Origin of the sequence: Streptomyces thermoalcalitolerans (genome assembly GCF_039525155.1) — a bacterium.
In the GTDB taxonomy this organism is placed as follows: Bacteria; Actinomycetota; Actinomycetes; order Streptomycetales; family Streptomycetaceae; genus Streptomyces; species Streptomyces thermovulgaris.
Genome location: NZ_BAAAHG010000081.1, coordinates 1 through 14,472, shown reverse-complemented (window position 1 = coordinate 14,472; position 14,472 = coordinate 1). Strand labels below are relative to the sequence as shown.

Sequence of the window (14,472 nt, the reverse complement as noted above, 5' to 3'; positions counted from 1 at the left end):
AAACGCCCGGTTACATTCCGAACCCGGAAGCTAAGCCTTACAGCGCCGATGGTACTGCAGGGGGGACCCTGTGGGAGAGTAGGACGCCGCCGGACAATTTTTGGATGACCCCTGGTCGCCAGCGTTCAGCTGGGGCCAGGGGTTATTTCATTTCTTCCCGGAAGAAGTGCAGACATACAGAAGACAGGAGTCACCGATGTCCACCAACTCTCCCGACGAGCGCCCAGAGCGCGATCAGCGACGCCGGGACGGTGGTGACCGCGGTGACCGCGGCGGCTACCGCGGAGGCTCCCGTCGTGGCAGTGACCGTGCCGGCTACGGTCGCCGCGACGACAGGTTCGAGCGTGGCGAGCGCGGTGGCTTCCGTCGGGACGATCGGCGTGAGGGCGATCGTGGGGGGTATGGCCGCCGCGACGATCGTGACCGTGGCTTCCGTCGTGAGGGTGACCGTTCCTTCTCCCGCCGCGACGACAGGTTCGAGCGCGGCGAGCGCGGTGGCTTCCGCCGTGGGGGCAATCGTTCCTTCTCCCGCCGCGACGACCGACGCGACGACTGGTGGGACGACCGGCGGGACTTCCGCCGTGACGAGCGGCGTGAGGACGACCGTGGCCAGAGCCGCCGCGACGACGACCGCGGGGGCTACCGCGGCCGTGACGACCGCGGTGGACACGGTCCCCGCCGTGACGATCGCGGCAGGCGCCTCGGTGGTTTCCGGGGCCGCGACGACCGGCGTGGTAGCGGTCGCTTCCGCGACGAGCGGGACCGCAGCCGGGGCCGTGACAGGGACCGTGAGCCGATCGAGCGGCTGCCGATCCCGAAGGAGGTCACCGGCGAGGAGATCGACAAGGACGTGCGGCAGGAGCTGCAGAGCCTGCCGAAGACGCTCGCCGAGGAAGTGGCCAGGAACCTGGTGATGGTCGCCCGGCTGATCGACGAGGACCCCGAGTCCGCCTACGCCTACTCCAAGGTGGCCCTGCGGCTGGCGTCCCGGGTCGCCGCCGTACGGGAGGCGGCCGGATTCGCCGCGTACGCCAACCAGAAGTACGGTGAGGCGCTCGCCGAGTTCCGGGCCGCCCGCCGGATGACCGGCAGCGTGGACCTGTGGCCCCTCATGGCCGACTGCGAGCGCGGGCTCGGGCGGCCGGAGAAGGCGCTGGACATGGCCGGGGCGCCCGAGGTGCAGAAGCTGGACAAGGCCGGTCGGGTGGAGATGCGGCTCGTCGCGGCCGGCGCCCGGCGTGACATGGGCCAGCTGGACGCGGCCATCGTGACGCTGCAGACCCCCGAGCTGGCCGCCAAGTCCGTCCAGCCGTGGACCGCGAGGCTGCGGTACGCCTACGCCGACGCGCTGCTCGCCGCGGGCCGGGAGAAGGAGGCGCGGGAGTGGTTCGCCAAGGCCGCCGAGGCCGACCGGGACGGCAGCACCGACGCCTCCGACAGGTTGGCCGAGCTGGACGGTGTGGAGTTCACCGACGCGCTCGACGAGACCGCTGACGAGGTCGACGACATCGACGGCATCGACGGCATCGACGAAGTCGCCGAGGCCGACAAGACCGGCAAGACTGACGAGACCGACAAGGACCGCGAGGACGGCCGGAGCAGCCGGCCCGGCCGGCACGAGGAGGACGACAGGGACTGACGTCCCCCTCAGAGGTCCAGCGCCCTCAGCACCAGCCCCGAAGCCGGCTTCGGCCCGAACGACGTCGACTTCCGGGGCAGGGTGACGCCCTGGCGGGCCAGGTCGCGGACGACTTCCTCGCGGACCGGGTGCAGCAGGACGGCGGTGCCGCCGTCCTGCTCGGCCTTCTCCACGGTGGCCGCCGTGTCGTGGATGTAGGCGATGTGGGCCGGGGAGTCCTCGGGGATGCCCCAGACATGCTCGAGGAGCGTGGCGTGCAGAACCGTGGTGTCGAGAGTGCGCCAGGCAGCCGGGTGCCCGGTGGGGACCGTGCGGGCCAGCAGGTCCGGGTCCGGACGGTCCACGAGGTGGAAGGTGCCGTCCCCGGCGAGAAGAAAGGCGTTGCCCTCCTCGGCCGCGTCCGCCAGCGCCGCCAGCGCCTCGCCCAGGGGCTTGTCCAGGTGCCGCACGCGGAACCGGCCGGCCAGCGCGGCCAGTGCGTCGGCGACCGGCAGACCGTGCAACAGGCGGTGGATGGCGCGGACCCGGAGCGGATAGCGGGCCGTGTCGACGAGGAGCACCAGACCGTAGTCCCAGGCACTGGGAGAGGGATGCTCCGCACGCAGACGCCGATAGGTCGCCCAGCGGTGATGGCCGTCGGCGATCAGGGCCTGGTGCTGGACCAGGTCCTCCTGGATGCCGGCCACGGTGGCGGGGTCGGTGATGGCCCACAGACGGTGGCTGAAGCCGTCCTCGGTGGTCGTCGACAGCAACGGAGGCCGCTCGGCGGTGCGCTCGACGGCGACGGCGGCGGCCGTCGAGCCGTTGCCCCGGTAGGTGAGCAGCAGCGGTTCGAGGTTGGCCCGGGTCGCGCGCATCAGGGCGGCACGGTCGGCGACGATGTGCGGCATCACGTCCTCGTGGGGCAGCACCACGTTCTCCGCCGGGTCCGACACACGCAGAGCGCCGATCAGTCCCCGCTGGAGCAGCCCGTCGCCGTCGCTCTGCTCGTAGACGTACAGGCCCGGCTCGGGGTCCATGGTCAGGACACCCTCGGACAGCCAGCGGCGCAGGGTGTCGGCGGCCTGTTCGTTGCGGGCGCTGGGCGTGTCGGCCTGCGGCAGGATCAGGCGGACGATGTTGTGGGGGTCGGCGGACTCCAGATGGTGCAGGCCGTCGGGCCGTACGACGACGTCGTACGGCGGGGATGTCACGGCTGCCAGGCTGCCGACCCGGTCGGGGTCGTAGCGAAGGCCTCGGAACGGGATGAGCTCGAGGCCCCGGCGCGGTGTTGCCGGTGAGTGACCTGCAGTGTTCATCCCGGCATCGTACGGCTGTCAGCGGCATGGGAGATGATCGGGGAAAGCCGGTGTCCAAGGAGCGGATGAGGAATGAAGCAGGGCGTCAGGACGAGGCCCGAGGGCAGTGCACAGCCCCTGAGCAAGGCATATGACACGGCCCTGCTCGATCTGGACGGGGTGGTGTACGCGGGTGGGAGCGCGATCGCGCACGCGGTCGACTCGCTCGCGACCGCCCGAGCGGGCGGCATGCATCTGGCGTACGTCACCAACAACGCCCTGCGCACCCCGGACGCGGTGGCCGCGCACCTCACCGAGCTGGGCATACCGGCTCAGGCGTCCGATGTGGTCACCTCCGCGCAGGCGGTGGCCCGGCTGATCGCCGATCAGGTGCCGCGGGGGGCACGTGTGCTGGTGATCGGCGGGGAAGGGCTGCGGGTGGCGCTGCGCGAGCGCGGACTGGAGCCGGTGGAGTCGGCCGACGACGACCCGGCCGCGGTGGTGCAGGGCTACGGCGGCCCCGAGATGCCGTGGGGGCGCCTGGCGGAAGCGTGCTACGCCGTCGCCCGCGGGGTGCCCTGGTTCGCCTCCAACACCGATCTGACGATTCCGGGCGCACGCGGGATCGGGCCGGGCAACGGAGCGGCGGTCGAGGTGGTGCGGATCGCCACGGGCGCCCGGCCGCAGGTGGCGGGCAAGCCGCTGCCGCCCATGCACCGCGAGACGATCCTGCGCACCGGCGCGAAGCGGCCGCTGGTGGTCGGGGACCGGCTGGACACGGACATCGAGGGGGCGTTCAACGGCGGTGTCGACTCGCTGCTGGTCCTGACCGGGGTGACGGACGGGGCACAGCTGCTCGCCGCGCCGCCGCAGCACCGGCCGACGTACATCGACGCCGATCTGCGCGGCCTGCTCACCGGGCAGCCGGGGATCACCCGGGACGGCGACGGGTTCCGGTGCGGCGGATGGACGGCGCGGGCGGGGGCGGAGCAGCTGGAGCTGGCCGGCGACGGCGAGGTCCTGGACGGGCTGCGCGCGCTGTGCGCGGCGGCGTGGACAGCGGGCGGCGAGAACGCGTGCGCGCTGGACGGGGGGAAGGCGCTGGCGCGGCTGGGGCTGTGAAACCGGCACCGGGCGCTGTGCAGCCGCGGCTGAAGGGACGCGCCGGTGCTCGCCGGAACTCGTCAGAAATGAAGAAGCGCCGGCGAGCCGGCCGCGGCTAGCGTGACCGCCATGGACATCAGGGGAGGCATAGTGAGCATGACCACGACGGTGGACACGCAGCCGTCCGCGCCGCACATCGCCGACAGCCACGATCTGATCCGTGTGCACGGTGCGCGGGAGAACAACCTCAAGGACGTCGGCGTCGAGATCCCCAAACGCCGGCTGACGGTGTTCACCGGTGTCTCCGGCTCGGGCAAGAGTTCGCTGGTGTTCGACACGATCGCCGCGGAGTCGCAGCGGCTGATCAACGAGACGTACAGCGCCTTCGTACAGAGCTTCATGCCGACGCTGGCGCGGCCCGACGTCGATGTGCTCGAGGGGCTGACGACCGCGATCATCGTCGATCAGCAGCGGATGGGCGCCGACCCCCGCTCCACGGTCGGCACCGCCACCGACGCCAACGCGATGCTGCGCATCCTCTTCAGCCGGCTCGGGCAGCCGCACATCGGCTCGGCCAAGGCGTTCTCCTTCAACGTCCCCTCGATGAGCGGGGCGGGCGCGGTCACGCTGGAGCGCGGCGGGAAGACCGTGAAGGAGCGACGCGAGTTCAGCATCACCGGCGGCATGTGTCCGCGCTGCGAGGGCCGGGGCACGGTCTCCGACATCGACCTGACCCAGCTCTTCGACGACTCCAAGTCGCTGTCCGAGGGGGCGCTCGCCATTCCCGGCTACAAGCCGGGCGGCTGGAACTACCGGCTCTACAGCGAATCGGGCCTCTACGACCCGGACAAGCCGATCCGCGACTTCACCGAGACCGAGCGGCACGACTTCCTGTACCGCGAGCCGACCAGGATGAAGATCGCGGGCATCAACATGACCTACGAGGGGCTGGTCCCGCGGATCCAGAAGTCGTTCCTCGCCAAGGACCGGGAGGCGCTGCAGCCGCACATCCGGGCGTTCGTGGACCGGGCGGTCACCTTCACCGCCTGCCCCGAGTGCGACGGCACCCGGCTCAACGAGGCGGCCCGGTCGTCGAAGATCAAGGGCATCAGCATCGCCGACGCCTGCGCGATGCAGATCAGCGATCTGGCCGAGTGGATCCGCGGTCTCGACGAGCCCTCGGTGGCACCGCTGCTCACCGCGCTGCAGCAGACCCTCGACTCGTTCGTGGAGATCGGTCTCGGCTACCTCTCGCTCGACCGGCCGTCGGGCACGCTGTCGGGCGGCGAGGCGCAGCGCGTCAAGATGATCCGGCACCTCGGCTCGTCGCTGACCGATGTCACCTATGTCTTCGACGAGCCCACCGCGGGCCTGCACCCCCATGACATCCAGCGGATGAACAATGTGCTGCTGCGGCTGCGGGACAAGGGCAACACGGTGCTCGTGGTGGAGCACAAGCCGGAAGTGATCGCGATCGCCGACCACGTCGTCGACCTCGGTCCCGGCGCCGGTGCGGCGGGCGGCACCGTCTGCTACGAGGGCACCGTCGAGGGGCTGCGGGCCTCCGGCACCGTCACCGGCCGCCATCTCGACGACCGGGCCCGTCTGAAGGAGACGGTGCGCAAGCCGACCGGCACGCTCCCGATCCGCGGCGCCACCACCCACAACCTCAAGAACGTCGATGTCGACGTCCCGCTGGGCGTGCTGTGCGTCGTCACCGGGGTCGCCGGCTCGGGCAAGAGCTCGCTCATCCATGGCTCGATCCCGGCCGACGCGGGGGTGGTGTCGGTCGACCAGAGCGTGATCCGCGGCTCCCGGCGCAGCAACCCGGCGACGTACACCGGACTGCTCGATCCGATCCGCAAGGCGTTCGCGAAGGCCAATGGCGTGAAGCCGGCACTGTTCAGCGCCAACTCCGAGGGGGCCTGCCCCACCTGCAACGGCGCCGGTGTCATCTACACCGACCTGGCGATGATGGCCGGGGTCGCCACCACCTGCGAGGAGTGCGAGGGGAGACGGTTCGAGGCCTCGGTCCTGAACCACCGTCTGGGCGGCCGCGACATCAGTGAGGTGCTGGCGATGACGGTGACCGAGGCGGAGGAGTTCTTCGGCGCCGGCGAGGCGCGCATCCCGGCGGCCCACACGATCCTGCGGCGGCTGATCGACGTCGGGCTTGGTTATCTCACCCTGGGCCAGCCGCTCACCACGCTGTCCGGCGGCGAGCGGCAGCGGCTCAAGCTGGCCACCCACATGGCGGAGAAGGGCGGCATCTACGTCCTCGACGAGCCGACCACCGGCCTGCACCTCGCGGACGTCGAACAGCTGCTGGGGCTGCTCGACCGGCTCGTCGACTCCGGCAAGTCGGTCATCGTCATCGAGCACCACCAGGCCGTCATGGCGCACGCCGACTGGATCATCGACCTGGGCCCCGGCGCCGGCCACGACGGCGGCCGGATCGTCTTCGAGGGCACGCCCGCCGACCTCGTCGCCGCCCGCTCCACCCTCACCGGTGAGCATCTGGCGGCCTACGTCGGCCGCTGACCGCAGGCATGACACCTGATCGAGCGCATGAGGAGGCTAGGCTAACCTAACCTCGTGTTGGTCGACAGTCCTGCAGAAGTGCGCGCGGCAGCCGCCGCGCCCCCACAACGCGTGGCGGCACGCTCACTGGGGCTCCTTGTCTCCGTCGTGATCCTGGTGCTCGTCGCCCTGGCGAGCATCGCGGTCGGGGCCAAGGAGCTGTCCTTGACGCAGGTCTGGCACGGCCTGTTCCAGGACTCGGGGACCTACGGCGACGTCGTGGTCGGCGAACGGCTGTCCCGTACGGTCCTCGGTCTGCTCGCCGGAGCCGCGCTCGGGCTGGCCGGGGCCGTCCTGCAGGCGGTGACCCGCAACCCGCTGGCCGACCCGGGCATCCTCGGCATCAACGCGGGTGCGTCCGCCGCCGTGGTCACCGCGATCACGTTCTTCGGCGTGACCAGCCTGAGCGGCTATGTCTGGTTCGCCTTCTTCGGTGCCGCCGCCGTGGGCGTGCTGGTGTGGTTCCTCGGCGGCAGCCGGGGCGCCACACCCGTCCGGCTCGCCCTCGCCGGCACCGCGATCAGCGCCGCGCTCTACGGCTACCTCCAGGCCGCGATGATCATGGACGGTGCGGCACTGGGCAAGATGCGCTTCTGGACCGTGGGCTCGCTCACCTCCGCCACCGACGCGGTCATCGTCCAGGTGCTGCCGTTCTTCGTGATCGGCACGGTGGTCGCCCTGCTGCTGGCCCGGCCGCTCAACGCCCTGGAGATGGGCGACGACACCGCACGCGCCCTCGGCGCGGGCCTCAACCGCACCCGGGCGCTCGCCCTGTTCTCCGCGACCGTGCTGTGCGGGGCCGCGACCGCCGCCTGCGGGCCGATCATGTTCGTCGGGCTGATGGTCCCGCACGTCGTGCGCTCCTTCACCGGACCCGACCTGCGCTGGATCCTGCCCTACGCCACCGTCCTGTCGCCCGTGCTGCTGCTCGGCGCGGACGTCGTGGGCCGGGTCGTCGCCCGGCCCGCCGAACTCCAGGTCGGGGTCGTCACCGCGATCATCGGCGGCCCGGTGTTCATCCTGCTCGTACGGCGGCGGAGGACGGCCCAGCTGTGAAGACCACCGGCACTCGCCCAGCGGTGAAGACCCTCGGCACTCCCCGCGCCGTACGGGCCCTGCGCACCCCGGGCGGACTGTCCGTCCGCCTCGACGTCCGCACCTGCACGGTCGTCGGTCTGCTCGTCGTCGCCGCGCTCGCCGCGAGCGTCGTGCTCATCGGCACCGGCGACTTCCCGATGTCCGCCGCCGACGTCCTCGGCACGCTCGCCGGTGAGGGCAACCCGGGGCAGGAGTTCATCGTCCGCGAACTGCGGCTGCCCCGCGTCCTCGTCGGGCTGCTGGTCGGCGCCTGCCTCGGCCTCGGCGGCGCCCTGTTCCAGTCCATCTCCCGCAACCCGCTGGGCAGTCCGGACGTGCTCGGCCTCTCCCAGGGGGCGACGGCCGGTGCGCTGAGCGTCATCGTCCTGTTCTCGGGCAGCGCCACCGCCGTCACCCTCGGGGCGCTCGTGGGCGGTCTGACGACCGGCCTCGCCATCTATCTGCTCGCCTGGAAGCAGGGTGTGCACGGCTACCGGCTGGTCCTGGTCGGCATCGGTGTCAACGCGGTCGCCACCGCGGTCAACGGCTATCTGATCACCAGGGCCGACTTCGTGGACGCCGCCCGCGCGGTGGTCTGGCTGACCGGCTCCCTCAACGGCCGTGACTGGACCCAGGTCTGGCCGCTGCTCGCCCTGTGGGCCGTACTCCTCCCGCTCGTCCTCGGCTGTGCGCGCGGGCTGCGGATGCTGGAGATGGGCGACGACATCTCCTACGCCCTCGGAGTGCGCGTCGAGCGTGTACGGCTGCTGATGCTGGGCTCCGCCGTGCTGCTGGTCGCCGCCGCCACCGCCGCCGCCGGCCCCGTGAGCTTCGTCGCCCTGACAGCGCCGCAGCTCGCCCGCCGCCTGACCCGCTCGCCCGGCCCCAACCTGGTGCCCTCCCTGTGCATGGGCGCCGCCCTGCTGGTCACCGCCGACTGGGCCTCACAGCGCGCCTTCGGCGCCGACCAGCTGCCCGTCGGCGTGGTCACCGGAGTGCTCGGCGGCATCTACCTGCTGTGGCTGCTGGTCACCGAGCGCAGGGCCGGCCGGATATGAGCGTTCTAGGGGGTGCCGTTTGGATCAGGCCGCAAGTCGCGGGGTTCGGCACGCCCATCTGCGGCGTTGTCGTCACTCGCCGACGCTCCGCGTCGACTCCCTCCTCCGCCTTGCATCTGCACGCACCGGACCCCGCTCACCCCGGCTGCAAGGGCACCGTGCACAGGAGCCGGCCTGATCCAAACGACACCCCCAGCAGCACAGTGAACAACCGAAGGAGCGCCGTGAGCCGCCTGACCGCCGACAACGTCACTCTCGCCTACGACCAGCGGGTCATCGCCGAGCAGCTGTCGGTGGAGATCCCCGACAACTCCTTCACGGTGATCGTCGGCCCGAACGCATGCGGCAAGTCCACGCTGCTGCGGGCGCTGTCGAGGATGCTCAAGCCCACTCAGGGCCGGGTGCTGCTCGACGGGCAGGTCATCCAGTCGATGCCCGCCAAGAAGGTCGCCCGGACGCTCGGGCTGCTGCCGCAGTCCGCGATCGCACCCGACGGGATCACCGTCGGCGACCTGGTGGGCCGGGGCCGCTACCCGCACCAGGGCATCCTGCGCCAGTGGTCGGCCGAGGACGAGCGGATCGTCCGGGAGGCCATGGAGCGGACCGGGGTCGCCGAACTCGCCGACCGCTATGTCGACGAGCTGTCGGGCGGCCAGCGCCAGCGCGTGTGGATCGCCATGGCCCTCGCCCAGCAGACACCGCTGCTGCTGCTCGACGAGCCGACCACGTACCTGGACATCCAGCATCAGATCGACGTCCTCGACCTGTGCGCCGAGCTGCACGAGGAGCAGGGCCGCACCCTCGTGGCCGTCCTGCACGACCTCAACCACGCCGCCCGCTACGCCACTCACCTCATCGCCCTGCGCGGAGGGAAGGTCATCGCCCAGGGCGCACCGGGCGACATCGTCACCGCCGAGCTGGTGGAGGAGGTCTTCGGGCTGCGCTGCCAGGTCGTCGAGGACCCGGAGACCGGCACACCGCTGGTGGTGCCGGCCGCGCGCAGGGCACGCGTGCGCGCGGAGGAGGCTCGCGTGGAGGCTACAGAAGCTTCCTGAGCCGGAACAGGTCCGGCAGGCCGGCCTCCAGCTTCACCCGGCCCGATCCCCACGCCATGGCGAAGTTCAGCTCCCCGCCGACCAGCGCGACCAGGTCGTCACCGGTCATGACCAGCCTGATCCGGGCCTTCTCGGGCGGCGGGCCCTGGACGGTGTCCCGCACCTCGATCCGGCCGTCCACCAGGCGCCCCACGAAGGTGACGTCGAGGTCCTTGAGATGGCAGCTCACCGAGCGGTTCAGCGCAGCCGCCGCACGGACGTTCCCCTCGGCGCCCGCCATGTTGTCCGAAAGCTTCTCGAGTGCCCTGCGGCACTCCTCGATCGTGGCCATCGGAGTCGACGGTACCCCAGCGCTTCGCGGTAGCGTCTGGGCATGAGCGACTCTGTGACCGGGACGGAGGCCGCGGAGGAAGCGGCGGCTGTGGAAGAAGGAGCGGCCGTGGAAGAGGCGGCTGCCGCGGAGGAAGCGGCGGCCGGGGAGGAGGGCGCCGCGGACGCCGGCGGCGACCCCACCGCCCCCGCTCCCCTGGAGGTCCCCCGCACTCCCACCGGCAATGCCGAGGTCGACGCGGCCCTGGAGCGGCTCGGCGACGCCGACCACCTCACCACGGACGGACACCTCCAGGTGTACGAGGATGTACACGGGAGGCTGCGCGATGCGCTCACCGCGCTCGACGCGCGCCCGGGACCGCCCGCGCCCCACCTTTCGTAGCAACCTTTCACAGCAACCGCCGTATCGACACAGGAGCTGAACCGAACGTGGCAGGAGTCGCACGCCGTCGTCTGGACGCGGAGCTGGTCCGCCGGAAGCTCGCACGCTCGCGTGAGCACGCCGGCCAGCTGATCGCCGCCGGACGGGTCACCGTCGGCAAGACCGTCGCGACCAAACCCGCCACGCAGGTGGAGGCCTCCGCCGCCATCGTCGTCGCCCCCGACGACAACGACCCCGACTACGTCTCCCGGGGCGGCCACAAGCTCGCCGGCGCGCTCGAGGTCTTCGTCCCCCGGGGACTTGTCGTCCAGGGGCGGCGGGCCCTGGACGCCGGCGCCTCCACCGGGGGCTTCACCGACGTGCTGCTGCGTGCGGGCGCCGCCCATGTCATCGCCGTCGACGTCGGATACGGACAACTCGCCTGGACGCTCCGGCAGGATGAACGCGTCACCGTCAAGGACCGTACGAACGTAAGGGAGTTGACGCTCGAGGCGATCGATGGGGAGCCTGTGGATCTTGTCGTCGGAGATCTGTCCTTCATCTCGCTCGGCCTGGTGCTGCCCGCCCTGGTGCGGTGCGTGAAACCGGACGCCGATCTGGTGATGATGGTCAAGCCGCAGTTCGAGGTGGGAAAGGAGCGGCTGGGCAGCGGGGGCGTCGTACGGAGTCCGCAACTGCGGGCGGAAGCCGTGCGGGGCGTGGCCGCGAAGGCGTGGGAGCTGGGACTCGGAGTGCGAGGTGTCACCGCGAGTCCGCTGCCCGGACCGTCCGGGAACGTCGAGTACTTTCTGTGGCTGCGTGCCGGGGCACCCGCCCTGGACCCGGCCGACGTCGACCGTGCAGTGGCGGAGGGGCCGCGTTGACACAGACCCAGACCCGAACCGTTTTCCTGCTGGCCCACACCGGCCGGCCGGCCGCCATCCGCAGCGCCGAGCTCGTGGTCAAGGGGCTGCTGCGCTCCGGCATCGGGGTACGCGCCCTGGAGGCCGAGGCACGCGACCTGCCGCTGCCGGACGAGGTCGAGCTGGTCAAGGAGGCCACCCCCCAGTCCCTGGACGGGTGCGAACTGCTCATCGTGCTCGGCGGCGACGGCACACTGCTGCGCGGCGCGGAGTTCGGCCGGGCCTCCGGAGTGCCGATGCTCGGGGTGAACCTCGGGCGGGTCGGATTCCTCGCCGAGGCCGAGCGGGACGACCTGGACAAGGTCGTCGACCGGGTGGTCGGCAAGGCGTACGAGGTCGAGGAGCGCATGACCGTCGACGTGGTCGTGCACAGCAACGGCGACATCGTGCACACGGACTGGGCGCTGAACGAGGCGGCCGTGCAGAAGGTGTCCGCCGAGCGGATGCTGGAGGTCGTGCTCGAGATCGACGGGCGCCCGGTGACCGGCTTCGGCTGCGACGGCATCGTGTGCGCCACCCCGACCGGGTCCACCGCGTACGCCTTCTCCGCCGGGGGGCCCGTGGTGTGGCCGGAGGTGGAGGCGTTGCTGATGGTGCCGATCTCCGCCCATGCGCTGTTCGCCAAGCCGCTGGTGACCTCCCCGGACTCCGTCCTGGCCGTCGAGGTGCTGCCGCACGTCCCTCCGGGAGTGCTGTGGTGCGACGGGCGGCGGACGGTGGAGCTGCCGCCGGGGGCCCGGGTGGAGGTGCGGCGAGGGGCCGTGCCGGTGCGGCTGGCGCGGCTGCACCACGCGTCGTTCACGGACCGGCTGGTCGCCAAGTTCGCGCTGCCCGTCTCCGGGTGGCGGGGGGCGCCGCACTAGCGATCCGTGAGACGCACCGGCGCTCCGTGAGAGGTGTTTCCCGGTGCGCCGGAGGGGACAGGCGCGTCCGCGCGGCACAGCAGCCCGTCGGCGCGGCCCGCGCTCCTTCGGCGCACCGCTCCTGTGGGTGACATGGGTGGCCTGCGTGCGCTCTCCGCTTTCGACCTCGTATGGTCAAGGACGTGTTGGAGGAGATGCGTATACGGTCGCTCGGAGTGATCGACGACGCCGTTGTCGAGCTGTCGCCCGGATTCACCGCCGTCACGGGGGAGACGGGTGCCGGCAAGACCATGGTGGTCACCAGCCTGGGACTGCTGCTGGGCGGACGTGCGGATCCGGCACTGGTACGGGTCGGGGCGGACAAGGCGATCGTGGAGGGACGGATCACCGTGCCCGCGGACGCCTCCGTCACCGCACGGGCCGAGGAGGCGGGCGCCGAGCTCGACGACGGGGCGCTGCTGATCAGCCGTACCGTTTCCGCCGAAGGACGCTCCCGGGCACACCTGGGCGGGCGGAGCGTGCCCGTGGGGCTGCTCGCCGAGCTCGCCGACGACCTGGTGGCCGTGCACGGACAGTCCGACCAGCAGGGGCTGCTGAAGCTGTCCCGGCAGCGGCAGGCCCTCGACCGGTACGCGGGCGACGCGGTCGCCGTGCCCCTGGCGAAATACACCGAGACCTACCGGCGGCTGAAGGCGGTCTCCGCGGAGCTGGAGGAGATCACCACGCGCGCGCGTGAGCGGGCCCAGGAGGCCGACATGCTGCGCTACGGCCTCGAGGAGATCGCCGCGGTCGAGCCGCGCGCCGGGGAGGACGTGGAACTGGCCGAGGAGGCGGAGCGGCTGGGACACGCCGAGGCGCTGTCCTCCGCCGCGACGGCCGCACACGCCGCTCTCGCGGCCAGTCCGGAGGACCCCGAGGGCATCGACGCGGCCACCCTCGTCGCGGGCGCCCAGCGGGCGCTGGAGGCCGTGCGGTCGCACGATCCGGTGCTGGCCGCGCTCGCCGACCGCATCGGCGAGATCGGCATTCTGCTCGGCGACGTGGCCGGGGAGCTGGCGGGATACGTCGACAACCTGGACGCCGACCCGCTGCGGCTGGCGGCGGTGGAGGAACGGCGGGCCGCGATCGGCGCGCTGACCCGCAAGTACGGCGAGGACGTGAACGCCGTGCTCGCCTGGGCCGAACGGAGCGCCGCCCGGCTGACGGAGCTGGACTCCGACGACGAGCGGATCGAGGAGCTGACCGCCGAGCGGGACGAGCTGCGCACCGAACTGGGCGCGCTCGCCCAGGCTCTGACGGATGCCCGGACCAAGGCCGCGGAGCGGTTCGCCGCCGCCGTGACCGCCGAGCTGGCCTCGCTGGCCATGCCGCACGCGCGCGTGTCGTTCGCCGTCCGGCAGACCGAGGACCCCGAGGGCATCGAGGTGGGCGGCCGGACGGTCGCCTACGGGCCGACCGGCGTCGACGAGGTCGAGCTGCTGCTCGCCCCGCATCCCGGCGCGCCGCCGCGGCCGATCGCCAAGGGCGCCTCCGGCGGTGAGCTGTCGCGCGTGATGCTGGCCGTCGAGGTGGTCTTCGCGGGGACGGACCCGGTGCCGACCTACCTGTTCGACGAGGTGGACGCGGGCGTCGGCGGCAAGGCCGCGGTGGAGATCGGGCGGCGTCTGGCCCGGCTGGCGAAGACCGCCCAGGTCATCGTGGTGACCCATCTGCCCCAGGTCGCCGCCTTCGCCGACCGGCAGCTGCTGGTCGAGAAGACCAGCGACGGCTCGGTGACCCGTTCCGGGGTGAGGGTGCTCGAGGGCGAGGAGCGCATCCGGGAGCTGTCCCGGATGCTGGCGGGCCAGGAGGACTCGGAGACGGCCCGGGCCCACGCCGAGGAACTGCTCGCCACGGCCCAGGCGGACGGCTAGCTCCGTGGCCGGCTCCTGCTGCGGCTGGGGAAAAGTTCACCGGCTCGCGGCGCACCGCACCGGGTGCCGCGAGCTCTCCGGCGGATCCCTCCGGCCACCGTGCCCGGGGCGTCATAGGGTGGCGGGATGATCTCCCGTATCGCCACCTCTTTCGCGCTGGCCGCCGGTCTCGCCCGGGCCGGGACGGCCGGGTTGCGTGCCGCGGCGCCCGGCGGGCGCCGGCGCTGGGAACGGACGAACCACGCGGGGCGGACCGTCGGCCTGTACGCCGGGCCGGCCGTCGCCGCGGCGG

13 protein-coding genes and 1 rRNA gene are annotated in these 14,472 nt (G+C 72.0%); 11 read left to right on the top strand and 3 right to left on the bottom strand.

The genetic code is table 11. The features are described 5' to 3' along the window. Positions 1-95 (top strand): 5S ribosomal RNA (gene rrf, locus ABD224_RS27590); the annotation flags it as partial. Between the two features lie 95 nt (positions 96-190). Here rrf and ABD224_RS27585 read toward each other — a convergent pair. Next, the gene (locus ABD224_RS27585) at positions 191-670 is read right to left on the bottom strand and encodes a hypothetical protein (protein WP_344054721.1); all 480 of its coding nucleotides are present in this window, start codon (positions 668-670) and stop codon (positions 191-193) included. A 180-nt stretch (positions 671-850) separates the two neighbouring features. On the opposite strand from ABD224_RS27585, the gene ABD224_RS27580 reads away from it, so the two are divergent. Further along, positions 851-1,639, top strand: coding sequence for a hypothetical protein (locus tag ABD224_RS27580; RefSeq protein WP_344054719.1), 789 nt, complete (start codon positions 851-853; stop codon positions 1,637-1,639). Positions 1,640-1,647: 8 nt separating this feature from the next. Here the strand turns inward: ABD224_RS27580 and ABD224_RS27575 are convergent, their stop codons facing one another. Beyond that, positions 1,648-2,937, bottom strand: a complete 1,290-nt coding sequence (locus tag ABD224_RS27575) for a DUF1015 domain-containing protein (RefSeq protein WP_344054717.1) — start codon at positions 2,935-2,937, stop codon at positions 1,648-1,650. 72 nt (positions 2,938-3,009) lie between these two features. On the opposite strand from ABD224_RS27575, the gene ABD224_RS27570 reads away from it, so the two are divergent. From ABD224_RS27570 to ABD224_RS27550, 5 genes are all read left to right on the top strand, one after another. Then, the gene (locus ABD224_RS27570) at positions 3,010-4,038 is read left to right on the top strand and encodes an HAD hydrolase-like protein (RefSeq protein WP_344054715.1); all 1,029 of its coding nucleotides are present in this window, start codon (positions 3,010-3,012) and stop codon (positions 4,036-4,038) included. A 138-nt stretch (positions 4,039-4,176) separates the two neighbouring features. Then, a complete protein-coding gene (locus ABD224_RS27565; protein ID WP_344054713.1) occupies positions 4,177-6,561 on the top strand; it encodes an ATP-binding cassette domain-containing protein in 2,385 nt (794 codons plus the stop codon). Positions 6,562-6,615: 54 nt separating this feature from the next. Beyond that, entirely contained in the window at positions 6,616-7,656 is a 1,041-nt protein-coding gene (locus ABD224_RS27560; RefSeq protein ID WP_344054710.1) for a FecCD family ABC transporter permease, read from the top strand. After that, complete coding sequence (locus ABD224_RS27555) at positions 7,653-8,735, top strand: FecCD family ABC transporter permease (protein ID WP_344054708.1); 1,083 nt, start codon at positions 7,653-7,655, stop codon at positions 8,733-8,735. Before ABD224_RS27560 ends, ABD224_RS27555 begins: the two co-directional genes overlap by 4 nt. Before the next feature lie 158 nt (positions 8,736-8,893). Continuing rightward, complete coding sequence (locus tag ABD224_RS27550) at positions 8,894-9,790, top strand: ABC transporter ATP-binding protein (RefSeq protein WP_344054723.1); 897 nt, start codon at positions 8,894-8,896, stop codon at positions 9,788-9,790. Here the strand turns inward: ABD224_RS27550 and ABD224_RS27545 are convergent. After that, complete coding sequence (locus tag ABD224_RS27545; protein ID WP_344054706.1) at positions 9,774-10,121, bottom strand: SCP2 sterol-binding domain-containing protein; 348 nt, start codon at positions 10,119-10,121, stop codon at positions 9,774-9,776. The two genes, ABD224_RS27550 and ABD224_RS27545, sit on opposite strands and share 17 nt — an antisense overlap. Before the next feature lie 42 nt (positions 10,122-10,163). Between ABD224_RS27545 and ABD224_RS27540 the strand changes: the two genes are divergently transcribed. The 4 genes from ABD224_RS27540 to recN all read left to right on the top strand — a co-directional run bounded on the left by ABD224_RS27540 (position 10,164) and on the right by recN (position 14,180). Then, a complete protein-coding gene (locus ABD224_RS27540) occupies positions 10,164-10,502 on the top strand; it encodes a hypothetical protein (RefSeq protein ID WP_344054704.1) in 339 nt (112 codons plus the stop codon). Positions 10,503-10,549: 47 nt separating this feature from the next. Further along, positions 10,550-11,365 carry a TlyA family RNA methyltransferase gene (locus ABD224_RS27535; protein WP_344054702.1) on the top strand — a complete coding sequence of 272 codons (816 nt, stop codon included), beginning with the start codon at positions 10,550-10,552 and terminating at the stop codon, positions 11,363-11,365. Next, positions 11,362-12,267 (top strand): NAD kinase, encoded by a 906-nt coding sequence (locus ABD224_RS27530; protein WP_344054700.1) that lies wholly within the window; start codon positions 11,362-11,364, stop codon positions 12,265-12,267. Before ABD224_RS27535 ends, ABD224_RS27530 begins: the two co-directional genes overlap by 4 nt. Before the next feature lie 194 nt (positions 12,268-12,461). Then, positions 12,462-14,180, top strand: coding sequence for a DNA repair protein RecN (gene recN, locus ABD224_RS27525; RefSeq protein WP_344054698.1), 1,719 nt, complete (start codon positions 12,462-12,464; stop codon positions 14,178-14,180). Positions 14,181-14,472: the final 292 nt, after the last annotated feature.

What these genes read in the sequence shown, in the direction of transcription:
- ABD224_RS27575 (WP_344054717.1), bottom strand. Translation starts at nt 2,937, where the DNA reads ATGAACACTGCAGGTCACTCACCGGCAACACCGCGCCGGGGCCTCGAG.
- ABD224_RS27570 (WP_344054715.1), top strand. Translation starts at nt 3,010, where the DNA reads ATGAAGCAGGGCGTCAGGACGAGGCCCGAGGGCAGTGCACAGCCCCTG.
- ABD224_RS27565 (WP_344054713.1), top strand. Translation starts at nt 4,177, where the DNA reads ATGACCACGACGGTGGACACGCAGCCGTCCGCGCCGCACATCGCCGAC.
- ABD224_RS27545 (WP_344054706.1), bottom strand. Translation starts at nt 10,121, where the DNA reads ATGGCCACGATCGAGGAGTGCCGCAGGGCACTCGAGAAGCTTTCGGAC.
- ABD224_RS27540 (WP_344054704.1), top strand. Translation starts at nt 10,164, where the DNA reads ATGAGCGACTCTGTGACCGGGACGGAGGCCGCGGAGGAAGCGGCGGCT.
- recN (WP_344054698.1), top strand. Translation starts at nt 12,462, where the DNA reads ATGCGTATACGGTCGCTCGGAGTGATCGACGACGCCGTTGTCGAGCTG.